Source organism: Leptotrichia sp. oral taxon 417, from assembly GCF_013394865.1.
GTDB classification, from domain to species: Bacteria; Fusobacteriota; Fusobacteriia; order Fusobacteriales; family Leptotrichiaceae; genus Leptotrichia; species Leptotrichia wadei_A.
Genome location: NZ_JABXYV010000001.1, coordinates 1,828,894 through 1,853,962 on the forward strand (window position 1 = coordinate 1,828,894; position 25,069 = coordinate 1,853,962).

General features: G+C 30.0%; 24 protein-coding genes. 8 read left to right on the forward strand and 16 right to left on the reverse strand.

Going from position 1 to position 25,069, the window contains the following annotated elements; all coding sequences use genetic code 11:
* Position 1 precedes the first annotated feature (1 nt).
* From HW276_RS08345 to HW276_RS08415, 15 genes are all read right to left on the reverse strand, one after another.
* Positions 2 to 601, reverse strand: coding sequence for a peptidylprolyl isomerase (locus HW276_RS08345; protein ID WP_178938121.1), 600 nt, complete (start codon positions 599 to 601; stop codon positions 2 to 4).
* A gap of 63 nt (positions 602 to 664) precedes the next feature.
* Positions 665 to 1,069 (reverse strand): MarR family transcriptional regulator, encoded by a 405-nt coding sequence (locus HW276_RS08350; protein ID WP_178938122.1) that lies wholly within the window; start codon positions 1,067 to 1,069, stop codon positions 665 to 667.
* 198 nt (positions 1,070 to 1,267) lie between these two features.
* The gene (gene dapB / locus HW276_RS08355) at positions 1,268 to 2,002 is read right to left on the reverse strand and encodes a 4-hydroxy-tetrahydrodipicolinate reductase (RefSeq protein WP_178938123.1); all 735 of its coding nucleotides are present in this window, start codon (positions 2,000 to 2,002) and stop codon (positions 1,268 to 1,270) included.
* Positions 2,003 to 2,119: 117 nt separating this feature from the next.
* Complete coding sequence (locus tag HW276_RS08360; RefSeq protein WP_178938124.1) at positions 2,120 to 2,503, reverse strand: VOC family protein; 384 nt, start codon at positions 2,501 to 2,503, stop codon at positions 2,120 to 2,122.
* Between the two features lie 31 nt (positions 2,504 to 2,534).
* The gene (locus tag HW276_RS08365; protein ID WP_178938125.1) at positions 2,535 to 3,533 is read right to left on the reverse strand and encodes a DUF4912 domain-containing protein; all 999 of its coding nucleotides are present in this window, start codon (positions 3,531 to 3,533) and stop codon (positions 2,535 to 2,537) included.
* 348 nt (positions 3,534 to 3,881) lie between these two features.
* Positions 3,882 to 4,271 (reverse strand): ATP synthase F1 subunit epsilon, encoded by a 390-nt coding sequence (gene atpC / locus HW276_RS08370; RefSeq protein ID WP_018498553.1) that lies wholly within the window; start codon positions 4,269 to 4,271, stop codon positions 3,882 to 3,884.
* 105 nt (positions 4,272 to 4,376) lie between these two features.
* Complete coding sequence (gene atpD / locus HW276_RS08375; protein WP_178938126.1) at positions 4,377 to 5,774, reverse strand: F0F1 ATP synthase subunit beta; 1,398 nt, start codon at positions 5,772 to 5,774, stop codon at positions 4,377 to 4,379.
* A 70-nt stretch (positions 5,775 to 5,844) separates the two neighbouring features.
* Positions 5,845 to 6,705, reverse strand: a complete 861-nt coding sequence (atpG, locus tag HW276_RS08380; protein ID WP_147004119.1) for an ATP synthase F1 subunit gamma — start codon at positions 6,703 to 6,705, stop codon at positions 5,845 to 5,847.
* A 15-nt stretch (positions 6,706 to 6,720) separates the two neighbouring features.
* A complete protein-coding gene (gene atpA / locus HW276_RS08385; protein WP_178938127.1) occupies positions 6,721 to 8,226 on the reverse strand; it encodes a F0F1 ATP synthase subunit alpha in 1,506 nt (501 codons plus the stop codon).
* 18 nt (positions 8,227 to 8,244) lie between these two features.
* Entirely contained in the window at positions 8,245 to 8,772 is a 528-nt protein-coding gene (gene atpH, locus HW276_RS08390; protein ID WP_178938128.1) for an ATP synthase F1 subunit delta, read from the reverse strand.
* 1 nt (position 8,773) lies between these two features.
* Complete coding sequence (gene atpF, locus HW276_RS08395) at positions 8,774 to 9,262, reverse strand: F0F1 ATP synthase subunit B (protein WP_147004122.1); 489 nt, start codon at positions 9,260 to 9,262, stop codon at positions 8,774 to 8,776.
* Positions 9,263 to 9,421: 159 nt separating this feature from the next.
* Positions 9,422 to 9,664, reverse strand: a complete 243-nt coding sequence (gene atpE / locus HW276_RS08400; RefSeq protein WP_018450788.1) for an ATP synthase F0 subunit C — start codon at positions 9,662 to 9,664, stop codon at positions 9,422 to 9,424.
* Positions 9,665 to 9,792: 128 nt separating this feature from the next.
* Positions 9,793 to 10,689, reverse strand: a complete 897-nt coding sequence (gene atpB / locus HW276_RS08405; protein ID WP_178938129.1) for a F0F1 ATP synthase subunit A — start codon at positions 10,687 to 10,689, stop codon at positions 9,793 to 9,795.
* Positions 10,690 to 11,043: 354 nt separating this feature from the next.
* Positions 11,044 to 12,285, reverse strand: a complete 1,242-nt coding sequence (gene gltS / locus HW276_RS08410; RefSeq protein WP_178938130.1) for a sodium/glutamate symporter — start codon at positions 12,283 to 12,285, stop codon at positions 11,044 to 11,046.
* Between the two features lie 210 nt (positions 12,286 to 12,495).
* Positions 12,496 to 13,734, reverse strand: coding sequence for a family 10 glycosylhydrolase (locus tag HW276_RS08415; protein ID WP_178938131.1), 1,239 nt, complete (start codon positions 13,732 to 13,734; stop codon positions 12,496 to 12,498).
* A 270-nt stretch (positions 13,735 to 14,004) separates the two neighbouring features.
* Between HW276_RS08415 and HW276_RS11850 the strand changes: the two genes are divergently transcribed.
* The 6 genes from HW276_RS11850 to HW276_RS08445 all read left to right on the forward strand — a co-directional run bounded on the left by HW276_RS11850 (position 14,005) and on the right by HW276_RS08445 (position 21,598).
* The gene (locus HW276_RS11850) at positions 14,005 to 15,261 is read left to right on the forward strand and encodes a YARHG domain-containing protein (RefSeq protein ID WP_255460420.1); all 1,257 of its coding nucleotides are present in this window, start codon (positions 14,005 to 14,007) and stop codon (positions 15,259 to 15,261) included.
* Between the two features lie 25 nt (positions 15,262 to 15,286).
* A complete protein-coding gene (locus tag HW276_RS08425; RefSeq protein ID WP_178938132.1) occupies positions 15,287 to 16,564 on the forward strand; it encodes a hypothetical protein in 1,278 nt (425 codons plus the stop codon).
* A gap of 53 nt (positions 16,565 to 16,617) precedes the next feature.
* Positions 16,618 to 17,616: a hypothetical protein gene (locus HW276_RS08430; RefSeq protein ID WP_178938133.1), complete on the forward strand. Its 999-nt coding sequence runs from the start codon at positions 16,618 to 16,620 to the stop codon at positions 17,614 to 17,616.
* A 405-nt stretch (positions 17,617 to 18,021) separates the two neighbouring features.
* Positions 18,022 to 18,738, forward strand: a complete 717-nt coding sequence (locus HW276_RS08435) for a YjjG family noncanonical pyrimidine nucleotidase (protein ID WP_147004128.1) — start codon at positions 18,022 to 18,024, stop codon at positions 18,736 to 18,738.
* Positions 18,739 to 18,766: 28 nt separating this feature from the next.
* Positions 18,767 to 21,127 (forward strand): patatin-like phospholipase family protein, encoded by a 2,361-nt coding sequence (locus tag HW276_RS08440; RefSeq protein WP_178938134.1) that lies wholly within the window; start codon positions 18,767 to 18,769, stop codon positions 21,125 to 21,127.
* Between the two features lie 105 nt (positions 21,128 to 21,232).
* On the forward strand, positions 21,233 to 21,598 hold the full coding sequence (locus tag HW276_RS08445; RefSeq protein ID WP_147004130.1) for a Rid family detoxifying hydrolase: 366 nt from the start codon (positions 21,233 to 21,235) through the stop codon (positions 21,596 to 21,598).
* A 115-nt stretch (positions 21,599 to 21,713) separates the two neighbouring features.
* Here HW276_RS08445 and HW276_RS08450 read toward each other — a convergent pair whose 3' ends face one another.
* Complete coding sequence (locus HW276_RS08450; RefSeq protein WP_178938135.1) at positions 21,714 to 23,426, reverse strand: proline--tRNA ligase; 1,713 nt, start codon at positions 23,424 to 23,426, stop codon at positions 21,714 to 21,716.
* Between the two features lie 245 nt (positions 23,427 to 23,671).
* Here HW276_RS08450 and HW276_RS08455 point away from each other — a divergent pair, with 245 nt between their 5' ends.
* Both HW276_RS08455 and HW276_RS08460 read left to right on the forward strand, forming a co-directional pair.
* Complete coding sequence (locus tag HW276_RS08455) at positions 23,672 to 24,106, forward strand: hypothetical protein (RefSeq protein ID WP_178938136.1); 435 nt, start codon at positions 23,672 to 23,674, stop codon at positions 24,104 to 24,106.
* Between the two features lie 127 nt (positions 24,107 to 24,233).
* Positions 24,234 to 25,022, forward strand: a complete 789-nt coding sequence (locus tag HW276_RS08460; RefSeq protein ID WP_147004133.1) for a class I SAM-dependent methyltransferase — start codon at positions 24,234 to 24,236, stop codon at positions 25,020 to 25,022.
* Positions 25,023 to 25,069 lie beyond the last annotated feature (47 nt).

The window sequence follows — 25,069 nt, forward strand, 5'->3', positions numbered from 1 at the left end:
ATTAAAATTTGTTTGGAAAATTTTGTTTCAATATTTTATTCCAACTGTCAACTCTATTTTTTTGTGTTTTTAAAAATGTGTCAACATCTCCTTCAACTACAACTTTTTTCATTACATCTCCATTAGACAATTTTTTTACAACTTTCAAATCATCATCTGACACAACTTCTCCAAAAATTGTATGATTGCCATTTAGCCATTCTGTTGGAACAGTTGTAATAAAAAACTGACTTCCATTTGTTCCAGGTCCTGCATTTGCCATAGCTAATTTCCCAGCCTTTGAAAAATTCAGTCCATTATTAACTTCATCTTCAAATTGGTATCCAGGTCCTCCAGCACCAGTTCCCGTAGGATCTCCACCTTGAGCCATAAAGTTGTCAATTACCCTATGAAATTTTAATCCATCATAATATCCCTTTTTAGCCAAATTTACAAAATTTGCCACAGTTACAGGCGATTTTTCAGGCAATAAATTAATATTTATATCACCTTTTTCAGTCATAATTTTTACTTTCATCTTATATTCCCTGCTGTATGATATCACGCCTGCCATCATTATCATCAGAAACGACAACATTAACAATGATACTTTTCTAATCATACATTCCTCTCCTTTTCTTATTTGTTTTAGTTGCATATTTTAACGCACTTAAAACCTTTTTTACTATTTTCCGTCAAATACTGTTGGATATGCCTTATCATTGTTAAAAGCCCAAGAACCAGTATAATAATAGCTATTATCACTTGAATTGTAGACTAAATTTCTACCTGCCTTCAAATGCATGTATTTATATTTTTTCAAATACTTTTTAGCCTTTTCAATATCCTTAACTATTACTCCAACTTTTACATTTTCATAAGTTTCTCCATCAAACACACATTTTTCAAAATTTACATCCATTCTAGAATAATCCTTGCCGTCTACCTTTTTAAATTCACCATCTTCCTTCGGAACATTGCAATAAGAATCCTTTTGAAGTTTTGCTGTTACTTCGTGAACTTTCTTACTTTCTCCAGCCGCAAACATTGTCATAGAAATTGCAAATAGTGCAAAAATACTTTTTTTCATAATAAGTTTCCTCCTAATTTTATATATTCGAATCTCTTTAACATCAAACTGATAAAATTAAATAATATCGGAATCTCCCTTAAAATAGTTATAACTTTGTAAGTTCGGTTTTAAAGCGATTTTACTATGTATAGTATAGCACACTTTGTCTAATTTTTCCATTTTTTCTTATATTTAGATTATTCAAAATAATTTTTACTATAATCCCAATACATCCTTCATAGTATAAAGCCCTGCTTTCTTCCCAAAAAGAAATTCCACAGCCCTAACTGCACCATCTGAGAACATTTTTCTTGACAATGCTTCATGTTTTATCTCAATTATTTCATCATTTTTAGCATAGATCACAGTGTGTTCTCCCACGATATTTCCACCACGGATAGCATGAACTCCTATTTCCTTTTCAGCACGTTTACTATGCCCTTCTCTTCCATAAACTGTTCTGTAATCTTTTCCATTATTATCCAAGTTTTCTTTCACAATTTCCAGCAAAGTATTTGCCGTACCGCTTGGAGCGTCAATTTTTCTGTTATGATGCTTTTCAACTATTTCAATATCAAAATCTTTTAATAATTTTGTTGCAAATGCTACAATTTCATTGACAATATTTACTCCAACCGAAGTGTTTGTAGCCTTAATTATTGGTATTTTTTTTGAAGCTTCTTCAATTTCCTTTATTTGAGCTTCAGAATGTCCAGTTGTAGCGATTAACACTGGAACTTTTTTATTAATTCCCGCTTCCAGCACATCTTCCAAAAGGCTGAAGTGTGAAAAGTCTATAATTGCATCAAAATCCACATTATTTTCCTTCAAGTTTTTAAAATCTCCATTTCCAAGCGGGTCAACAAATCCAACAAATTCATTTCCTGAATTTATTACAGATTCTTTCACATATTGTGCCATAACTCCAGCACCGTAAACTACTATTTTCATCTAACAATCTCCTTATAATCTCAATTTCAATTTTTTACCATTATTATAAAAGACCGAAAACCTCGGTCTTTTTATATTGTTTTTATCAAAATTTCTATTTAACTGTTCTTAACATTTTTATTTTGCACGAATTACTTCCATACGGTAACCATCTGGATCTGTCACAAAATAATAATGTCCTGGCTTTCCAGGCAAGCCTTTAATATCAGTTGTTTCATATCCAAGTGCCTTATGTTTTGCATTGTCACCTTCCAAATCATCTGAAGCAATTGCAAGATGTGAAAAACCATCACCAATCGTATATGGTCCGTGACCGTAATTGTAAGTCAGCTCAATTTCAAAATGTTCACCTGGAAGAGCCAAATAAACAATAGTAAACTTATGCTCTGGATAATCCATACGTCGATCTTCTTTAAATCCAAATGCCTTTTCATAAAATTCAATAGACGCTTCCAAATTTTCTACACGTAAGCAAGCATGCAACATGTTTAAAATAGCCATTTCATTCCCTTCCTTTTCATTTTAATTTATTTTAACTACTTCTTGCTCCACTCATATCAAGTCTAAGACCTGGAAGTTTTCCTTTTACTACTCTTCTTTCAATTAATGATTCTGAAGCTCCAACTTTTGTCAATCTTTCTATAACTTCAATTATAAATTCATCATTTTCTTCTGAAACATAAGAACCTTCAGGTATTCCTAAAAGTTCTCTTCCTTCTGGAGTAGAAACTGGTGTATTTATATATTTTATTAATTGATTTGTATTTTCATCTAATTTTACAGTTCCCCATACTAAGTCAAAATTATCTGAAACTTTGTCATTTGGTGTTATAGCTTGTACCGAATGAGCTACTTCAGAAAAGTTTCCGTACTGATCTTCATATCCGATAAATACTTCATAATCTTGATTTACATCAATGCCAGTAATATAGTGTGAACCTATTCTTTCATGTCTTATAATTTTTCTGTATTCTTGTCCATTCTTGAAAAGTTTTATAACTACATTGTCAATGACTCCATTATTTGATGATAATCTTTCATACGTATCATCACGAATTTCCCAATACATAAACAATGTTGTAGGATTTTTTGGCATTAGCACGATTTCATCAACAAAATATGCTGCTGGCAATGGAGCTTTATCGAAGTAAATATCCTCATGGTTTGAGTTTCCATCGTATTCAACACCTTTTGCAAATTTTGAACGGTTAATTTCAGTTTCTACATATCTACGTCTTATTTGATCTGGCGAAATTTTTTCAAAGTCAAAATTCAAAGATTTAAACATTCTCTTATATTTTTTCCCAAAATTTCCAACTAATTTTCTATTTATGAAATTTCTATAAAACGTTCTGCTTCTTTTTATTAAAAAACATTTTACTAAAATTCTCTCAATAATTTCTCTTTCAATAACTTCAAAAGAAACTATTTCTTCAACTTTTTTAAAGCTTTTTCTTTTATTTCCAACTAATTTTTCATTTATGTAATTTCTATAATGTGTTCTTTTTCTATTTTTTCTTGCTTGCTCCATTCCCATTCCACCTTTACATTAATTATTTATTTAATTTTTATTTATAATATTTATAACAGTTCTTAAAAAATAAGAATTTATATTTTTCAAGTTTATTATTAAAATTAAATCTTAATAAATGGTATACTGGATACCACTGCTAAATCTAACAAAATTGTTATTATTAGCTTTTTTTCTAAAGAATCTCTTTACTATTCCTTGTTTAAAAAATTTTTTAAACCAAATACTACTTCATAAAAAGAACTTTATTTCTTTGTTTATATTTTATCATAAATAAAAGAGAAATTCAAATATTTTTATTTTAATTTACTTGATTTTTTGAAACTATTTTAACACATTTTTTAAAATTTACTTTTTGCTCAAATTACTCTGAATACGTTTTTTTGTTCCTAAAATATCTCGATCTTCTTTTAACTTTTGATTTTTTGCCTTTTCAATAGCAACTTGTCTTGCCATTCTTTCAGCTTCTGCCTTAGTTGTTTCAACTATATTTACTCCCAAAATAACAACTTTATCCTGTCTAACTTCTAAAAATCCACCTTCCAGATAATATGTCACATCTTCCTTGTCCTTTTCACGTACAAGCATCTCTCCTGCACCAATAGCTGTTATATAATTAATATGCTTTGCAAGTATTCCAATATCTCCACTTTCTGTACGTAATTTTACAAATTCGACAGGCTTTTCAAAAACGAGTCTTTCTGGAGTTACTGCTTCCAAAATAAATTCTGCTGCCATAAAGCCTCCTTCCATTTAAAAGTGATTTTTAAAAATTTAAAAAAATTTATGGGAAAACAGGGAATGTTAAATCCCTGCTTTCTTTAATATAATCTTTAAAATTAATTATTCACTCATTAATTCTCTTGCTTTTGCAACTGCATCATCAATTGTTCCAACATATAGGAATGCTTGTTCAGGCAAGTCATCGTGAAGTCCATCTAAAATTTCCTTAAATCCACGTATTGTTTCCCTTAATGGAACATATTTTCCTTTCATTCCTGTAAACTGTTCTGCTACAGAGAATGGTTGCGAGAAGAATCTTTGGATTTTTCTAGCACGGTTTACTGTCAATTTATCGCTTTCATCCAGTTCATCCATTCCCAAAATTGCTATAATATCTTGCAATTCCTTATATCTTTGCAATACTTTCTGAGTTTCCCTTGCAATTTTATAATGTTCATTTCCAACAATTTCTGGCTCTAATATTCTTGATGTTGAATCAAGCGGGTCAACTGCCGGATAAATTCCAAGCGATGCAATTTGTCTTGATAATACTGTAGTTGCATCCAAATGGGCAAATGTTGTTGCTGGAGCCGGATCTGTCAAGTCATCTGCCGGTACGTATACAGCTTGCACTGATGTAATTGAACCTGTACTTGTAGATGTAATTCTTTCCTGCAATGCTCCCATTTCAGTTGCCAAGTTTGGCTGGTATCCTACGGCTGACGGCATTCTTCCAAGTAGTGCAGATACTTCTGAACCTGCTTGAGTAAATCTGAATATATTGTCAATAAATAAAAGTACGTTTTGTCCTTCCTTATCTCTAAAATATTCTGCCATTGTAAGCGCTGTAAGTCCAACTCTTAATCTTGCACCAGGCGGTTCGTTCATTTGTCCATACACCAACGCTGTTTTGTCGATAACTCCACTTTCAGTCATTTCATTATACAAATCACGTCCTTCACGTGTACGTTCTCCAACTCCTGCAAATACAGAAAGTCCTCCATGCCCTTTTGCAATATTATTAATTAATTCTTGAATTAATACTGTCTTTCCAACTCCTGCTCCTCCAAATAGTCCAATTTTTCCACCTTTTAGGTAAGGAGCCAATAAGTCAACTACTTTTATTCCTGTTTCCAATATTTCTGAATCAGTACCTTGCTGTTCAAATGATGGAGCATCCTTATGGATAGATTCCCTTAAAACATCTGCATCAAGTTTTTCCCCATCATCAACTGTTTCTCCTAGCACATTGAAAATTCTTCCAAGTGTAGATCTTCCAACGGGAACTTGAATTGGCTTACCAGTATCTATAACTTCAAGTCCACGTCTTAATCCCTCAGTTCCAGACATTGCAACTGCTCTTACAACATTATTTCCATTGTGTGCATGAACTTCAGCTACTAGTTTTTCACCATTTTCATTATATACTTCAAGCGCATTGTAAATATCCGGCAACTGCTTTTCAAATTTTACGTCAATAACCGGTCCAATTACTTGAACTAATTTACCTTTATTCATAGGTTAAGTCTAACCTCCTTCTTAAAATTCTGCTCTTTTAGTTTTGTTAATATTTCTATTAATTTAAAAATTACTGTACACCTAATGAACCACTTATTATTTCTGTCAGTTCCTGTGTTATTTTTCCTTGTCTTTCACGATTATACTGTACTTCCAAGTTTCTTATCATTTCAGAAGCATTGTCATTAGCCTGTTTCATCGCTGACATTCTGGCCGAATGTTCACTTGCCGAATTTTCAAGCAATGATTGATACAGCTTTATATTCAGCACTTGCGGCACAAATGAATTTAATACTTCTTCCTCTGATGGCTCAAATACATATTCCTTTGTTGGCAATCCTTCCTTTTTTTCAATTGGAAGCAATTTTTCCACTTGAATATTATACTCAACTGCCGATACAAATTTTGAATAAATCATATAAACTTCATCATAAAAATCATTTAAGTAAAACTGCACAACATCTTCACTAATTTTTTTCCCAGTTTCAAACATTGTCTCAGGAATCATCTGCGTATATTCGCTATCCACGTTAATATCCCGATTTTTACAATATTCTTTAGCCTTTCTTCCAATTGTTATAACTGAAACATCCTTGCCTTCCTTTTGGAATTCCTTCTTCATGCTTTCAAGCCTTCTAAAAGTATTTGAGTTAAAACTTCCACAAAGTCCTCTATCCGATGTCATCACAATAATTCCAACCCTTTTAACTTCAGTTTTTCCATCAAAAATTACAAATTTATTTCCTGTAAGGCTTGCAACTAGATTATCAAAGGCTTCATTTACAGCACGTGCATAATTTCTTGATTTTAAAGTAAGAACTTGAAATCTTTTAAATTTAGTAGAAGATACAATATTCATCGCATTTGTAATTTGACTGGTATTTTTTACGCTGTCAATACGTTCCTTTATTTCCTTCATATTTGCTGCCATATATTTTCACCTGCTTTACCAGACATATTCTTTTTTATAATTAATTATAAATTCATCAAGTTCATTCTTCAAGTTATCATCTAATGATTTTTTCTCTAAAATTTCACTTAAAATATTTGAATCATTTCTAATTGCTTCAATTAAATCCTTTTCAAATGTTCTCAATTTTTCATTTGGAACATCGTCAAAATATCCATTTGTTACACAGTAAAATGAAATTACCTGTTCTTCAACTCTGTATGGACTATATTGCGGCTGCTTTAACACTTCCATAATTTTAGATCCACGGTTAAGCTGATCTCTAGTAGCCTTATCCAGATCTGATCCAAATTGTGTAAATGCCAGCAATTCATTGTATTGCGCAAGTTCCAGTTTTACTTTTGAAGCAACTTGCTTCATAGCCTTAACTTGTGCTGCTCCTCCAACCCGTGATACTGAAACTCCTGCATTTATCGCTGGTCTAAATCCAGAATTAAACAGATCTGTTTCCAAGAATATTTGTCCATCTGTTATTGAAATAACATTTGTCGGAATATATGCTGAAATATCTCCAGCCTGTGTTTCTACAATTGGAAGCGCTGTAATCGAACCTCCACCTAATTTATCACTTAATTTTGCCGCTCTTTCAAGAAGTCTTGAGTGAAGATAGAATACGTCTCCTGGATATGCTTCCCTTCCTGGTGGACGTTTCAATAATAATGACATTTCACGATATGAAACGGCATGCTTTGATAAGTCATCATAAACTATCAATACATCTTTTCCCTGATCCATAAAATATTCACCCATAGCAACCCCTGAATATGGTGCTAAATATTGAAGTGGCGCTGATTCTGAAGCAGTTGCCGCAACAATAGTTGTATATTCCAATGCACCTGCTTCCTCCAATTTTTTATAAATTTGCGCAACTGTCGATCTTTTTTGTCCAATTGCTACATAAATACATAAAACATCGTTATTTTTTTGATTTATAATTGCATCAATTGCGATTGCTGTTTTACCAGTTTGTCTATCCCCAATTATTAATTCCCTTTGCCCTTTTCCTATTGGGAACATTCCATCTATTGCCTTAATTCCAGTTTGCATAGGCTGTGTAACAGGTTTTCTTGCGATAATTCCTGATGCTTGTCTTTCGATCGGCATATATTTGTCAGCAGTTATTGAACCTTTTCCATCGATAGGATTTCCAAGCGCATCAACAACTCTTCCAAGCAGCTCTTTTCCTGCTGGAACTTCAGCTACTTTTCCCAATCCTTTTACTATGCTTCCTTCTTTTATTCCTTGTGTTTTCCCAAAAATTACTGCTCCGATGTTACTTTCTTCCAAGTTTAGTGCCATTCCGATAGTTCCATTTTCAAACTCTAAAAGCTCTCCTGCCATAGCGTCACTTAATCCGTAAATTCTGGCAATTCCATCTCCCACTTCCAAAACCGTTCCAGTATTGGAAATATCCAGTGAACTTTTGTAATTTTCGATTTCGCTTCGGATTATTTTACTTATTTCCTCTGGCTTGATTCTCAAAGAAAAGCACCTCCATTTCTAAAAATTTTTCTTTATTTCATCAATTTGATTTTTTATTGAACCGTCAATAACCTCATTACCGATTCTTAAAATTCCTCCACCGATAATTCCCTTGTCAACTTTAAGGTCAAGAACGACTTTTTTACCATATTTTTTTTCAAGTTTCTGTACTAACAGATCCCTTTGTTTTTCCGATAGCTCCTTTGCAAATATAGCAGTTATTGGAAGTTTATTATTTTCCTCATAATAAAGTTTCAAAAAATATTCCTTTATATCGCCAATCAACGATAACCGCTGTTTTCTTACAATGTATTTTACTATTCCAAGTGCTTCGCTAGATACGTGACTAAAGGATTTTTCCAAAAATTTCTCCTTTTCTGGAAACTTTTTAAGAGGATCTTCCAAAATTTTCCTGAACTCCTCTTCCTCCGCGTAATTTTCCTTAAGAATATTCAATACTTCCCTAACTTCATTTATACTGTCAGAAGATTTTGCTATATTGTAAATTGCTGATGCATATCTTTTTGCAATCTCATCATTAGCCATTTTAATCTCCTATCTCATTAATAAACTTGTTTATAGTTTTATCCTGCTTTTCGTCAATGTTTTCCTTGATAATTTTTTCAGCAAGTTCAACTGCCATTTCTCCGACTTCCTTCTGAAGTTCAAATTTAGCATTTTGACGCATTTTTTCAATATCAGCTTCCGCCTTCATCATCATTCTTTCACGATTGCTCATAGCCAGCGATATAATTTGATCTTTTCTGTCATCAGCCTGTCTTTCAGCTTTTATCAAAATATCATTGGCACGTCTTTTAGATTCCTTTTTCAATTTTTCAATTGATTTTTTTTGATCTTCCAGTTTTTCTTTTTCATTTTCAACAATTTCCATTTCAGATAAAGCCAGTTTTTTTCTATCTTCTAGAACTTTACCGATTTTTTTTGAAAAAGTTCGTGAAAAAAAATAGACTAATACTATAAAGTTTATTATTTCAATAGCCATCGTAAAGTCGATGTTTATTAATTTTCCTCCCATATTTACTCCTTAACTTTGAGAAATTAACCTGATTTTACATATTAATCCTATTTTCTTTTTTATAACTCTTCACTTTTTAGAATTCTTTTTTTATTCCTTTAAATCTAACTTTGATTCAAATTCTAAAAATACCAAATATTATTTTTTTATTTTTAAGTCTTATCCTTTTAAGAAAATTAATAGGAATGCTATTACTAATGCATAAATTGCTGATGATTCTGTAATCGCAAGCCCTGTAATTAATGTTTGCATAATGTCTTGCTTAGCTTCAGGCTGTCTTGAAACTGCTTCTACTGCATAACCAGTTGCAATCCCTTGTCCTAATCCTGCTCCAACACCTCCTATTGCTGCAATTCCCGCTCCTAATAAAGCTGCTGCCTTAATTAATTCTACTCCTGCCATTTTTAATCCTCCTAATTTTTATTTTTATTTTTTTGCTTGATAAAGTTAATCTTGCCCTACAATACTCTTATTTATACAAAATACTAACTTTGAACATATAAAAGAATTTCAGGACTGCAGTTTTTATTTTATTCCTCTTCACCCAATGCTTCACTTATGTAAACTGATGAAAGTATCGTAAACACAAATGCTTGAACAATACCAATGAATAGATCCAAATAAAGCTGTATAATCATCGGCCATCCAACTGAAAAGGAGAAACTTCCCTTCAACATATCATGTGTCAATGATTGAAGCAGACCTCTGCCAACAAGGCTATATAAAAGCCCTACAATTACAAGTCCCGCAAGCATATTTCCAAATAACCGCATTGAAGTATTTAAAACTTTTGAAAAAATATCCACAATATTTAGCGGAAACATAAACCACATTGGTTCAAATAGTGATTTTATATATCCCCTTAATCCCTTTTGCTTTATAGATACCGCCAGAAAAAGTACAATTACTACAAGCGATAATCCAATTGTAGTATTTGGATCTGCTGTCGGCGTTCTAAAAAACGGTTTTACCATTTTAACTCCATCTTCATTAACTACCATCATAATATATGGAAATAAAAATGTACTTAAGTTTGAAAACATTATAAACGCAAATAATGCCGAGAAAAACGGAACATAAGTTTTTTTATGCTTTCCAAATGTAGTTAAAAAAGTGTTTTCAATAAAGTGATAGTACTCTTCCATCACAATTTGCATTTTACTTGGATTTTCAACACTTGCTTTTTTTGTTCCAGCCCCTACAATAAACATAATTATAATCATAAGCACCCACGTATTAATTACAGTTTGACTAAGTGAGAACTTAAGTCCGCCCAGAACAAAATTAAAATAATGCGGAGCTTCTACAACTGAACTTGGTGACTCAAATTTTACTGGTAAGAATGTCGAAATAACTGACAAAATCAGATTCACGACAACCATCATAAGAAATAGGAAGCCTAAAAACTTAAAAATTTTATTTTTCATTGATTTCCCTCCTTTCCCTCAACTTTGAGTAAAGATTTAAAAAACTTTGTTACATATATTTATTATACTCCAATTAAATTTTTTTTGCAAATTTTATTATTATTTAATTTAACCTGCTATTTACCGCATATCTTTTATATTTTTTGGGAGAAAATGACAAATTATTTAAATCACTTTTATTTTTTTTCTAAAAAGAATATTAACAGTTATAACAAATAAAAAAATAAAATTTGAAAAGAATTAAAAAAAGTTCACAAGTCAAAAATAAATTAACTCTCATAAATTATATTATTTTTATAAAACAAATAAAATTTACAATTTAGCAATTTATTATCTTGTGAACTATCCATTTTATTATTTAAAAAACTGTGTAAATACAGTAATAATACTAATATTAACGAAATCGATAAATAATGAACCGACTATTGGAATTACAAAAAATGCCATTTTAGAATAAACGTATTTTTCTGTAACGGCTTTCATATTTGAAATTCCATTTGGAGTCGCACCCAATCCAAATCCGCAATGTCCAGAAACCATTACAGCCGCATCATAATCTGATCCCATCGCCTTAAATGTTACCAAGTTCAAGTAAACATACATTAATACAACTTGCGCAATTAACAATATAAATACTGGAAGCGCCAAGTCAATAAGTTCCCACAATCTTAAAGTCATCAGTGCCATTGCTAGAAACAAGCTAAGTGCCACATCTTCAAGAATGCTTATTTCCTTGATTGGAGCATTCAGAGCCTTTACATTGTCAGAAATATTTCTAATAATAGCCGCAATAATCATTGGTCCGATATAAATAGGAAAATGTGCTTCAAAGTTTGTAAAACTCATAAGATAATCAATAAACATTGATAAATATGAACCGATCCCCATTGCAATTAAAATATAAAAAAACGCCATTGAAAAACGCTCTCCGTCAAGATAAGGCTTCTGTCTTTTTAAAACTTCCTCATCTATATCTTCATCACCGTGCTTTACTCCATCTTTCGTAAAATGTTCAGGCAATAACTTATGCTTATTAATAAGTCTGCTAGCAATAGGCCCTCCCATCGCAGATCCTATAATCAGCCCAAAAGTTGCCGATGCAATTGCAATCGCATTTGCTCCTTTATATATTGGACCAAGAGCTTCAATTGTAGGTGCAACAGCTGCTGAAGTACCGTGTCCACCAGTCATTGGAGTCGATCCAGTCATTAACGCAAGCAGTGGAGGAATTCCCACAAATTTTGAAAGCACTACTGCAACAACATTTTGCATAACACATAATCCCGCCGCAACAAATAAAAACATAACAACCTTTTTTCCACCTTTTTTCAATACTTTAAGACTGGCGTTAAATCCTACACTTGTAAAAAACATTACCATAAAAAACTTTTGAAGCGTATCATCAAATTTAATTTGAGCTACATTTGTCTGTCTAAAAATAAAAACGATTATTGAAAATAAAAATCCACCAATAACAGGAGCCGGAATACAATATTTTTCAAAAAATTGAATTTTTTTTCTAAGCTTCATTCCAATTAAAAGCAGAATAACTGCCAACCCGATTGTCTGGATCATATCCATGTTAATCTTCACCATAAAACATTATCACCTCGATCTAATTTTTTTTTTCACAATAAGTTATTATACTATAAAACCTATGAAAGTGCAAATTTATAAAAAATATAAAATAAAAAACCAGTACCATTATTAAGTTTTAAAAACTCTTCTGATACTGATTTTTCTTGATTTTTTAAATTTCAATTTTAAATTTATTTTCTTTTTTCAAAAAATTACTTTTTCTAAAAATTATTGATTTTCAATATTGGCATAAGGCCCTTGAGCTAGGCTATTTGTAGCATTTTTAGGGTTTGTCAGTAATGACTTGTAGCTAAAGAATATGCTTCCTTTTACTTCTGGATAAGTTCTATTGAAATTAACTTGATTTATTAACTCTTTTGCATTTTTCCAGTCGTTTACTTTATAAGCTGCTTGCCCAATATATAAATCTGTGTTCGTTTGTCCAGCATATTTGCTCCACCATTTTACAAGCGTATTATATTCAGCAGCTTTGAATCCTTGATTCCAGTAAATTTGAGGTGCAACGTAATCTATCCATCCTTTATTCATCCAAAGTAAAATATCTGCATACAAGTCATCATAATTTTGCACACCTGCAGTTGTGTCAGAACCTCTTGACGGATCAGTAGAAGCATTTCTCCATACTCCAAATGGACTTATTCCAAATTCCACATTTTCTTTTTCATTTTTTATAGCTTTGTGCAATTTTTCAATTAGTCTATTTATATTATCTCTTCTCCAGTCTCCAACTGTTGCAAAATTTTTACCATATTTTTGATATTGTGCTGAATCAGGATATTCCTGCCCCTTAACTTTGTATGGATAAAAATAGTCATCCATGTGAATACCGTCAACATCATAATTTTTCACAACTTCAACAATACTGTCTACAACATAGTCATCAACTTCAGGAATCCCTGGATTTAAATAAAGCTGTCCTCCATAAGAAACAGTCCATTCAGGCTTTTTACGTCCAATATTATCCTTTGATAATTTATCTCTTGATCCAGATGTCGAAAGTCTGTATGGATTAAACCATGCATGAAATTCGATTCCTCTCTTATGCGCTTCTTCCACCATGAATTTTAATGGATCATATCCAGGATTTACCCCTTGAGTTCCTGTCAAATATTCAGACCAAGGTGCGTATTTTGATGGATAAAAGGCATCCGATGTCGGTTTTACCTGTACAAATACTGCATTCATATTCCATTTTTTTACATTGTCAAGAATTGTTAAAAATTCTCTTTTTTGCTGATCTACACTAAGTCCTTTTTTAGATGGCCAGTCGATGTTGCTTACACTCGCTACCCATACACCTCTTAACTCCCTATTTTTTGTTACTTTCTGATTATTAACTTTTGCCGCATTGTTACGATTCCCCATTATAATGCTAGAGGCGTTCAACGAAGCTGCCGTTAAAACTGTAATTGCCAATAATGATACTTTTCTTAAAATCGCTTTCACTCGCATCTCCTTTCTGAATGTTAAATCTTCACTATAATTTTAGTATATTTTTTACAAATTTTCAATATATATTCTCATTTATTTTCTTACTTTAATTTTTTCTTTTTTAGTATTGACTTTTATTAAAAAGTTGGATATTATTATATAGAAAAATTAAGTTAAAACAAAATATTACATAATCTCATTTCATAAATAAAAAATATTCAACAGACAAATTAAAATATCAAAAATTAATTTAACAAAATCAATAAAAAAGAAGGAGGGAAGTGTATGTTAAAAACTAAAAAAAAGGAGCTTTTAAAAATATTAATCCTCATTTTTGTTTTTATATTCGCTGTATCTTGCAATAATATATTCAATTTTGGAAACAAAAACAAAACGAATAGTAAAAGTAAAGAAAAACAAGAAAATGAAGAAAAAAAACAAAAAGAGCAAATTAATGAAGAATACACAGGTATTACAGTTCCTTTAGATGCAGTTAATTTTTCAATTGAAAATGAACTGTTATACTATAATAAACAACTTTTTACAGGAAGAGTAACATTTACAACAAATGAAGGTTATAGTGGATATTTTACATTTAGTAACGGAGTGATGGAAGGAGTATATGAACTAAAAAGAAATGGTAATGTAGAAATTGGAAAAACAGCTGGAAATAAAGCTATATATGTAAAAACAAAATCAAATTCTGGTTATGAAAATGAAATTATATATGATGAAAATAATGGCTTGATAAAAGAAGTAAACTATGTAGATGGAGAGTATGAAGATAATTTTGATTTTTCAAATAAATTTTCAGGTAAAATAAAAAAATTTGGAAAAATATATAATTTCTCAGAGAGTACAAAAAAAATCAAAGATGGTCTAAACAATGAAACTGAAAGTGAAAGTGAAAATAATAATAAGAATGAAATAATCGTTGATAAAAAAGATGAAATATTTATTTATAATTATTCTTTAAGAGAAGACGACAATTATATAATTATAACTGAAAGACAATATAAAGGGGATAAAAAAAATTACAGATATTTAGTATTTATGGGCGAAAAAGAAGAAATCTTCCCAAGATTCAGTAAAGATATGTTAAAAGTGTTCAAAAGCATTTTTACAGATATACAAGGTGCTTCAAATGCTCAAATAAATACAAATACAAATACAAATGCAAATAATGAAATGACTCAAGAAACTGCGACAAACTATCAGAGTACATCTACATCTACATCTGCGCCTTCTCAGAATAATAACACAAGTAATAATCAAAGTTCTGATGAAGATCTAGCAACATTGGATCGTGTCTATGACGAAGTCATTAATAAAGGAAATGAGAGTTATTTAAATAATTTTTCAAGCAGTCAGCTTTCTATTATTAGAAATACAATATATGCCAAAAGAGGATATATTTTTAAAAAAGAAAAATACAAAAACTATTTTTCTAGAAAAAGCTGGTATAAAGGAACTTCATATAGCGAAAATATAATAACACCTAATGAAAAAAAATTAGCTGAATTAATATTATCAAAAGAATAAAATAAAAAATTAAAAGGAGTAAAAAATGGAAAAAAATAATTTTGAAACAGGAAATCAAAATAATCAAAATCGGAATAATGGAAATTTTAATCCTATGAACCAAAATAATCAAAATCGAAATAACGGAAATTTTAATCCTATGAACCAAAATAGCCAAAATCGGAATAATGGAAACTTTAATCCTATGAACCAAAATAACCAAAATCGAAATAACGGAAACTTTAATCCTATGAACCAAAATAATCAAAATCGAAATAATGGAAACTTTAATCCTATGAATCAAAATAATCAAAATCGGAATAATGGAAATTTTAATCCTATGAACCAAAATAATCAAAATCGGAATAATGGAAATTTTAATCCTATGAACCAAAATAACCAAAATCAGAATTACAATAACATGAATCAAAACCAAAACAGCTATAACCATAATAGTTCTAATTACAATAATATGAATCCGAATCAAAATAATCAAAACTATAATCCAAATATGAATCAAAACAATAATTTTAATAATCAAAAATCTTTTTTGGATTCAATACTTGAAAAAGATAATCCACAAAATAAATTATTCTTAAAATTAATGTTTTGGATAAGTACGGTTGTATTTGGTTTGGTTGCTTGGATAACAATAAAAGGAATAGCACTTTATATGCAATTTATGGATTTACAAAAAAGTGGTCTTATTTCAAATATTTCAGCATATTTTTCGTCGGAAATGCCAGCTCCATTGAAAGCATTTTTAGGAAAATCAGCAACTACTTCTTTAGAGGTTTTATCCATTCGTAATACTTTAAAATATATATTTATAGCTTTATTTGTATTACTAATATTAATCTTTCTAAAACTCCGTAAGACAAATAATTTATTTAAATTTAAAAATATAAATTATTTATCAGTAATAATATTTTGTATTGCTGGTATCGCTGAAATTAAATATACAGATTTTATTGATAAATTAACAGGTTCATTAGCGAATTTAGGTATGGGAGATCTAGGAGCTTCAGCAGATATTTTTAATACTGTTCCAGACATATTTATGATAAAAACTTGTTTTATAGTTCTTCTTGTATTTTCATTAATCGCAGTTGTTACGAATTTTTTCTTAATATTTAGAAATAAAAAATTTGAAATGCAAGATATACAAAGAGAATTTAGAACAATGAAAAATAAAGTTATGAAAAATAATAATAATTACTATAACCAAAACAACAATAACAACAATAACAACAATAACAACAATAATAATGAAAACTGGAACAATAACACAAATAATGATTATAATAATCAAAATTATAGATAAATAAAAAGCATTAAATAATCGTTTTACAAAGTTTTGTAAAAATAGGAGTAAGTATGAATGAAAAAAATCAGAATTATAATAATCAAGGCTATGATATGAATTATAGTAACGGAAACTCTAATGGATACAATAATTATAATGAACATAATGATGATATGAATTATGGCAATAATGGAAATAATAATTACAATGAACCATACTATAATGATCAAAATTATTATAATAATTTTAACAATCAAAATTTTAATGGAAATTATGAAAATCAAAATTATAATTATAACAATAAAAAAAATAATAATACAACTATTTTTATCATTATAGGGATAGTAGTAGCAATAATTGGATATTATGTAGCAACAAACTACATATTTATTGATAAATTTGACATAAGTAATTATTATACAGTAAATGTGGATGGAATTTCTGGAGAAGCTAAAGCGGAAATTTTGCCAAAAGAAGCAACTGGGGATGAATCCAAAAAAAGTTCCAATTTAAAATTAAAAAATTTTTTAGATAAAGCTAATATAAAATTTGAACTTTCTAAAAGTGAAGCTATTCAAAATGGAGATGTTATACAAGTTAATGCAATTTATGACACAAGATTAGCAAAGTTTAATAAAATCAAAGTTATAAATGATAAATTTGAAATAAAAGTTAGTGATCTTCCTAATCCTGTAAAAGATATTTCAGAAGTTAAAAATTTATCGCAAATAAAAAAATTATATGAAAACTATTTTATATCAGAATTGGGACGAAGGACAGATTACTATTCAACATTATATGAAATTTTGGGAATGTATTCAGGAAAAGATTCAAATGGACAAGCTATATTAAGGATATACAGCAAAATAAAGTCTAGAAATATGTATTATGACGGAAAAGCTGTTGAATATGATTATTTGGAACTTTCAAATCTTATGCAGAACAGTAATAATGAAATAATTTCAGCAACTAGAGCTACTATTACATCAGATTCAAATCTAAATGGAGAAATGAATTCACAAGAAATGGATTCAAGACTAAGATTAGAAGGATTTTCAAAAATAAATTAAAATAGAAAAAAATTCAAAAAATTATTTTGAATCTAAATATAAAAAGGGCATTAGTTAGATTTTTGCCCTTTTTTGTAATTTTTATTAATATTTAAAATTAAGTTTCTCATCAAATTGTGATATAATTATAGCATCGCTTCTAAATAAATTTTAAATTATAATTAATACTAAACCCCATCAAAAATAGGAATTATAACAAATTTATTATTTAAATGTAAAATAACATAATAATATTTTATAAATAATTAAAATAGGCAATTGTAAAAATAATAAGACAAAAACTCGATAAATACAGTATTTTATTTAAAATATTAGAGCTTTATTTCAGAAATACTCAATAAAAATATTAAAAATTTTAGACTTCTACAAATGACTATGGAATAAAAATGAAAGGAGAAAATAAAAATGAAATATGAACTCGTATTGATAGATTTGGATGATACGCTTTTTGATTATTCAAAGACGGAAGATTCAGCATTTAGAAAAACATTTGAAAAAATGGGATTTTTTCAAGTAAATCAGATTGAAAAAGAAAAAATTGAAGAAAATTATGAGAAAATAAGGAAACGGTATAAAGAGATAAACTTACAGTTGTGGAAGGATTTGGAAAAGGGGAAAATGGATAAGGATAAACTGAAAGTTTTGAGATTTGAAAAAATAATTGAGGAATTTGGCTTGGAGTATGATTCGATTGAGGTAAGTAAACTGTATTTAAAAAAACTGGGAGAAGGAGTTTTTCCATTTGAGGCGACTGAAAAACTGTGTGAATATTTACATTCTAAATATAAAGTTGGAGTTATTACAAATGGTATAAAGGAAGTTCAGCATTCACGGATAAAAAATTCAGCAATTGCAAAATACATTGATAAAATTGTTATTTCTGAAGAAGTTGGAGTGAATAAGCCTGATAAAAGAATATTTGAATGTGCAATGGAATATTTTGGAATATCGGATAAAAAATCTGCAATAATGATTGGCGATTCTTTGGAGGCTGATATAAAAGGTGCGCAAAATGCCGGAATTGACACTTGCTGGGTAAATTTTAAAAATATTGTGAATGATACTGGATCAGTTCCAAAATATGAAGTAAAAAAATTAGAAGAATTATTTGAAATCTTATAAATGAATAAAGAATGGAGGAGATTAGGCAGTGACTGGAAAGAAGAAGGCAATCTGTTTTTTTATTATTTTTCTGTTGGTAAATGCTTTTGGATTGTCTGAAAATGAAAAAACTCAAAATGAAAAAAACTGGAAATCTGAAAACTACGTTGCTCTGGAAAATGAAAATAATAGGAATTTGAAAAGTGATAATGGAAATAACGAAAAAGAATCTGAATTAAAAAAAAATATGGATTTAAAAAATAATGAAAATAATGGCATTAAAAAAAATCTTGAAAACAAAGAAAACGATGCCAATAGAAAAAATGTAATTAATCAGGAAGACAAAAGAATTGGGCTGGTACTTAGCGGAGGAACTGCAAAAGGGCTTGCCCACATTGGTATATTAAAAGTTCTGGATGAAGAAAAGGTGCCGATAGAATATGTAACAGGGACTAGCATGGGAAGTATTATTGGAGGAATGTACAGTGTTGGATATACTCCGGACGAAATTGAGGAAATAGCGGTCAGCATGGACTGGATGAGCCTTTTTAACGATAAAATCGAAAGAAAGGATAAAGGAGCTGTAAGAAACTCGATTGAAGATAAAAATAGTACGGTAATTCCGATAAAAAACTTTATGCCAAAATTACCAAGTGGGGCTGTTGGCGGAAAAACAGCTAGCCAGAGATTAAATGAACTTTTTTACGGTGCACTGGGAGTTGAAGATTTTAAAAAATTCCCAAGAAAATTTGCGGCAGTTGCGACTGATTTGGAATCTGGAGAAGGCGTAATGATTGATAAAGGTTCGATTGCAACAGCAATAAGGGAAAGCCTGTCAATTCCATCAGTTTTTGCTCCGATACGAGATGGAAAAAGACTTTACATTGATGGCGGAGTAGTGCGAAACTTGCCAGTTCAAGATGTAAAGGTGCTTGGAGCTGACTATACAATTGGAGTAAACGTGGGAGATGGATTTACAAAAAGGGATGAATCGAAAATGAATCTGATTGATGTAATTTCAGATGCAACAACGATTGCAGGAAGACAGGAAGTTGAACGGCAAATCCGGATGCTTGACTTGTATATGAAACCTGACTTGGAAAAGTTTGAAGCTTATGATTTTTTAAAAGTTAAAGATATTATTGCGGCTGGGGAGGCTGTGGCAAGGGCAAATATAAACGAAATCAGAAAATTATCAAACCCTGAGCTTTATGAAAAATTAGAGGAAAAACGAAAAGAATTTAGGCAGACTTGGAAGGATGAATATAATATTACCGGAATTGTAATTGATGGAAATAAAAAATATACAAGAGCATATTTTGATAAATTTTTTCCTAAAAAGCTTGGAACTTTAACAAGGCTGGATATGGAGAAGATTGTTAATAATATTTATCAGAATGGTGATTTTACAACTGTTTATTATGAAGTGAAGGATAACGACCTTATAATAAATGTTCAGGAAAAGCCAAGCGATTATTTAACGCTTTCAGGAAATATAAATAATGAGGATTTGGCTACTGTAAATGTAGGTTTCCAAGGGAGCAAGCTTATAAATAATACAAATGTCAGATATTCAGTAAGTGGAACAGTTGCAAATGAATATGGAGCAAAAGGAAGAGCAACCGCAGAGCTTGGAAAAAATTCAAAGGCAATAATTTATGGAGAATTTGAATATAAACGTGATATTATTGAAAATCAAAAATATAGAAATGGATATTTCAGTTTTGAAAACAGAAAATTTAAAATTGGAACGGGAATAGGTGTAGAAGTGTATAAAAATCTGCTATTCTCAATTGGTGGAGGTTATCAGATATCAGATGTGGAAAAACATGAAAATAATGCTGAAAATGTGAGAAAACCATTTCCGTATTTTGAAGCAAAGCTAAATTACGATACAAGAGACAGCCTTAACTTTGCAACAAAAGGAATTTACCTATTTTCAAATTACACATTGGCAAATTCAAAGCATGCTAACTTTAACTCACTGTATGCAGGCGGAGAAATTAATATTCCAATTGGCGAAAAAGTAACGATTACTCCTGGAATAGCCTATTTGACATCTTACGGAAAAGACATTCCTGAAACATACAAGCCCAAAATGGGAGGAATAAGAACTGCTGATAATTCATTGGAATTTGCAGGAATGCCGGCTGACAAAATTCGTGGCGGAAGTATTTTTACAGGAAAGTTAAAAGCTCAATATAATTTATCAAATCTTGTATATTTGGATACAACTTATTCAAGAGCAAATATTTCTGGAAAAAGTTACAGTTTTGGCAATGACGTGAAGGAAAGTTATAAATTCGGAATTGGAGTAAAAGCCTTGACAATACCGATTTACTTTGGATTTGCGAAAGTACCGGGAGAAAGCTGGAGATATTTATTAAATTTTGGATATTCACCAGAATAAAATAATTTAATGTCAAAAAAATTGATAAATCTCTTTTTAATATTGAAAAAATATGATAAAATGAAATTGTAAAAATTTAAAAATATAAAAATTTAGGAGGAAAAAATGAAAAAAATACCTGAAGCAGTTGGTCCTTATTCAGCATTTAGAAAAGCTGGAGATTTTTTGTATATTTCAGGACAAATTGCAATTAATCCTGAAAATCAGAAAGTTGAAGCTGTTACAGTTGAAGATCAGGCAAGACAAGTGCTTGAAAACCTAAAAGCAATTTTAGAAAACAATGGATTGTCAACAGGAAATGTTATAAAAACAACTGTATTATTAGACAATATTGATGATTTTGTGACAGTAAATAATATTTATGCAGAATATTTTACTGAACCATATCCAGCAAGATCAGCTTTTGCTGTAGATAAGCTACCAAAAGGAGTACTAGTAGAAATTGAAGCAATAGCTTATTTTGGCAAATAATTTTTACTTAATATGAAAAAAATTGATGACTTCAGAAAGATTAATCTAAAGTCATCTTTTTTATTATTTTTAAATTTTTAAATAAAATTCCACTCAAATGAGTATACTTCTTGAATTATTTCGCCAAAAATTCTTTCACAAAATTAACAACTTCCTCAACCTTAACTTCAACGCTTTCTCCAGTTGCTCTATCTTTAACTTCCACAATTCCATTAGCTGCACCTTTTCCAACTACAATTTTAAGTGGAAACCCAATTAAGTCAGCATCTTTAAACTTAAATCCTGCTCTCTCATTTCTGTCATCTAAAACAACATCTATATTTTCATTTTTCAACGCCTCATAAATTCTTTCAGCAACATTTACTTGTGTTTCATCTTTTACATTAGCAATAATCACATCTGCAATATACGGTGCAATTGATTTTGGCCAAATAATTCCAAAATCATCGTGTTTTTGCTCAATTACAGCCGACATCAATCTTGAAACACCAATTCCGTAACATCCCATTTGGATTACTTGCTGTTTACCATTTTCATCTAAAACTTTTGCATCTAACGCTTTTGAATATTTATCTCCCAATTTAAAAATATGTCCAACTTCCATTCCACGAGCAATTTTTAGCACACCTTTCCCGTCTGGCGAAATATCTCCCGCTCTAGCCGTTCTAATATCAGCAACTACATCATAATGCAAATCTTCCAAATTAACATTAATAAAATGATAATCCTTTTTATTTGCTCCCAATGCAAAATTTTTCACATATTTTACAGTTTCATCAATAACAACTGTAAGTCCTTCTTTTTTCTCATAAGATCCCGCAAATCCAGGAACAATCCCAAATTTTTCGCATTCTTCTTCAGTCATCATTTCCAATTCCATCGAAGCATTCACTGCATTTTTCAATTTAATTTCATTTACATCCAGATCTCCACGAATAAGTGCCAACACATAATTTACTTTATCTTCCAATACTTCCTTCAACATAACCGCCTTAACAGTTTTTTCTTCTGGAATATTCAAAAATTCTGACAATTCCTTAATTGTCTTAGTATTAGGCGTTTCAACCAATTCTTTTGGCAATTTTTCCTCTGAACTTTCCTTCAATTCAATGATACTCGTAGCTTTTTCAACATTTGCAGCATAATCTGATGAGTCACTGTATAAAATATCGTCTTCTCCATTTTCAGCAAGTACCATAAATTCATTTGAAGCATCTCCTCCAATCGAACCAGAATCCGCATCAACCGCTCTAAATTTTAACTCCATTCTTTCCAAAATTCTAGAATATGCATTTTTCATATTCAAAAATTCTTCATCCAACGATTCTTTTGTTAAATGGAAACTGTAGGCATCTTTCATTAAGAACTCTCTTCCTCTCATAAGACCAAATCTTGGACGCATTTCATCTCTAAATTTTGTCTGAATTTGATACAAGTTAAACGGCAATTCTTTATACGAAGTAATTGTATTTCTAACAATATCCGTAACAACTTCTTCATGCGTAGGTCCCAACGCAAATTCTCTCTCATTTCTATCCTTCATTCTCATAAGTTCCGAACCATAAGCAAACCATCTTCCAGACTCTTCCCACAACGAAGCCGGTTGCAACACTGGCATTAAAATTTCCTGCGACCCAGCTCTATCCATTTCCTCTCTAACAATATTCTCAATTTTTTTCAAAACCTTATATCCCAATGGCAAATAGCTATAAACTCCTCTTGTCAATTGTCTAATCATAGAAGCTCTCAACATCAATTTATGACTTATAACTTCTGCCTCTTTTGGTGCTTCTTTATATGTTTTTAAAAATGCTTTCGATAATCTCATATCTTCTCCTTCTATATTCATTTTTTTTATTTAAATAAAGTATTTATAATGTTTATATTGTATATTTTTTTTTGACTTTTAGCAATAGTTTTTTGAAAAATAAATTTTTTAAAGCTGAATATTTGGAATTTTAGGAAAGATATAGTATAATTATCTTAGAAAACACAGTAAAATTAAAATCGAAAAATATTGTATTAATGCGATTTATAAATTTTGACAAATAATAAAAAAAGGAGAGATTTAAAATGAAAAAACTTATTTTATTGGGATTATTGGCATTTTCAGCCTTTGGAATAGCAGAACCTTACAGAGATGAAAGAGGCGTGCTTTTTATGTCTGAAGAAGAATGGGGAAGATTTTATAATAAAGATGGACAAGATGTGGATGCATGTATTCCAATTGGATCTATGATCATGGAAGAAAGCTATATAAAAGATGGCAAAAAAATGCCACATACTTTAACTGAAGTCCAAAATATAATTAAACAATTTAACGAAATGCTAGGTGAAGCAGGGCTTCGTGATATTAATGGCAAAAAAGATAAAATCCATGAATTTTACTATGCGGCAGTATGCAAGAAGCCTACACAAAAACAATATGATTTAGTCGGATCTCCAACATTTAAAAAAGAAATGGAAAGAATTTTTAAAACTCATAAATTTATAGAAGAAAACAATTAAACATAAACTTTTCTTCAGTCATTTTTCTCTAAATTTATAAACTTGTAAAATTATATTATTTAAAGTATAATGTAAATGAAATTTAAAATATAAAAAGAAAAAATACAAGATGAAATGGAGCTGATCTATGCACAAGCAATTTGCGGAAATTTATGATATTTTTATGAAATATGTAGATTACGATGGATGGTATAATTTTTTAAAGAGATTTATAAAAACAAAAGGAACTATTTTAGATTTAGGATGTGGAACTGGAGAATTTATTTTACGGTTTCTTGAAGATGGATTTTCTGTTGTTGGAGTGGACTTGTCTGAAAAAATGCTGGAAGTTGCAGAAAAAAAATTAGAAAAAAAAAGGTTAAATGGACAAAAATTAGGTAAAGAAAAATTTGGAAAAGATAAGTACAAACTTGTTAAAGAAAATATTATAAATTTTGAAAATACTGTAGATTTTGAAAATAATAAAAATGGCAGTTTATATCAAGCCGACTATATTGTCTGCAATTTTGATACGGTAAATTATTTAAAGGATGAAAAGGAATTTTTGAAATTTATTGAAAAATGTAATAAAAATTTAAAAAAAGATGGATTCTTAATTTTTGATGCTGTAACTGAAGATATTTTTGAAGAAATATTTGAAAATGACATCTTTCTGGATGAAGAGCCGGAATACACAAGCATCTGGCGGCATGAGAAACTATCCAAAAGAAAACATCTGATAGAAATAGATTTATTTATCCGTGAAAATGAAAACGACAATCTATTTAGAAAATACAATGAAATTCAGAAAAAATTTATCTATGACCCAGAATGGATTATAAAAACTGTCCAAAATAAAGGCTTTGAAATATTCGATACCGCCTCAAACCCTGAATTTGGAGAAAGCCGAATATTTTTTATCCTGAAAAAATTATAAAACTAATATTTTCCCAACTTAGATATAACAAATTTAGTATAGGCTAT

What these genes read in the sequence shown, in the direction of transcription:
- HW276_RS08430 (WP_178938133.1), top strand. Translation starts at nt 16,618, where the DNA reads ATGAATGAAAAAAATCAGAATTATAATAATCAAGGCTATGATATGAAT.
- HW276_RS08360 (WP_178938124.1), bottom strand. Translation starts at nt 2,503, where the DNA reads ATGGCTATTTTAAACATGTTGCATGCTTGCTTACGTGTAGAAAATTTG.
- HW276_RS08460 (WP_147004133.1), top strand. Translation starts at nt 24,234, where the DNA reads ATGCACAAGCAATTTGCGGAAATTTATGATATTTTTATGAAATATGTA.
- HW276_RS08450 (WP_178938135.1), bottom strand. Translation starts at nt 23,426, where the DNA reads ATGAGATTATCGAAAGCATTTTTAAAAACATATAAAGAAGCACCAAAA.
- atpC (WP_018498553.1), bottom strand. Translation starts at nt 4,271, where the DNA reads ATGGCAGCAGAATTTATTTTGGAAGCAGTAACTCCAGAAAGACTCGTT.
- gltS (WP_178938130.1), bottom strand. Translation starts at nt 12,285, where the DNA reads ATGGTGAAGATTAACATGGATATGATCCAGACAATCGGGTTGGCAGTT.
- atpF (WP_147004122.1), bottom strand. Translation starts at nt 9,262, where the DNA reads ATGGGAGGAAAATTAATAAACATCGACTTTACGATGGCTATTGAAATA.
- HW276_RS08435 (WP_147004128.1), top strand. Translation starts at nt 18,022, where the DNA reads ATGAAATATGAACTCGTATTGATAGATTTGGATGATACGCTTTTTGAT.
- atpE (WP_018450788.1), bottom strand. Translation starts at nt 9,664, where the DNA reads ATGGCAGGAGTAGAATTAATTAAGGCAGCAGCTTTATTAGGAGCGGGA.
- HW276_RS08350 (WP_178938122.1), bottom strand. Translation starts at nt 1,069, where the DNA reads ATGAAAAAAAGTATTTTTGCACTATTTGCAATTTCTATGACAATGTTT.
- HW276_RS08345 (WP_178938121.1), bottom strand. Translation starts at nt 601, where the DNA reads ATGATTAGAAAAGTATCATTGTTAATGTTGTCGTTTCTGATGATAATG.
- HW276_RS08425 (WP_178938132.1), top strand. Translation starts at nt 15,287, where the DNA reads ATGGAAAAAAATAATTTTGAAACAGGAAATCAAAATAATCAAAATCGG.
- HW276_RS08445 (WP_147004130.1), top strand. Translation starts at nt 21,233, where the DNA reads ATGAAAAAAATACCTGAAGCAGTTGGTCCTTATTCAGCATTTAGAAAA.
- HW276_RS08365 (WP_178938125.1), bottom strand. Translation starts at nt 3,533, where the DNA reads ATGGAGCAAGCAAGAAAAAATAGAAAAAGAACACATTATAGAAATTAC.
- atpH (WP_178938128.1), bottom strand. Translation starts at nt 8,772, where the DNA reads ATGGCTAATGATGAGATTGCAAAAAGATATGCATCAGCAATTTACAAT.
- atpD (WP_178938126.1), bottom strand. Translation starts at nt 5,774, where the DNA reads ATGAATAAAGGTAAATTAGTTCAAGTAATTGGACCGGTTATTGACGTA.
- HW276_RS11850 (WP_255460420.1), top strand. Translation starts at nt 14,005, where the DNA reads ATGTTAAAAACTAAAAAAAAGGAGCTTTTAAAAATATTAATCCTCATT.
- dapB (WP_178938123.1), bottom strand. Translation starts at nt 2,002, where the DNA reads ATGAAAATAGTAGTTTACGGTGCTGGAGTTATGGCACAATATGTGAAA.
- HW276_RS08455 (WP_178938136.1), top strand. Translation starts at nt 23,672, where the DNA reads ATGAAAAAACTTATTTTATTGGGATTATTGGCATTTTCAGCCTTTGGA.
- atpG (WP_147004119.1), bottom strand. Translation starts at nt 6,705, where the DNA reads ATGGCAGCAAATATGAAGGAAATAAAGGAACGTATTGACAGCGTAAAA.
- atpB (WP_178938129.1), bottom strand. Translation starts at nt 10,689, where the DNA reads ATGAAAAATAAAATTTTTAAGTTTTTAGGCTTCCTATTTCTTATGATG.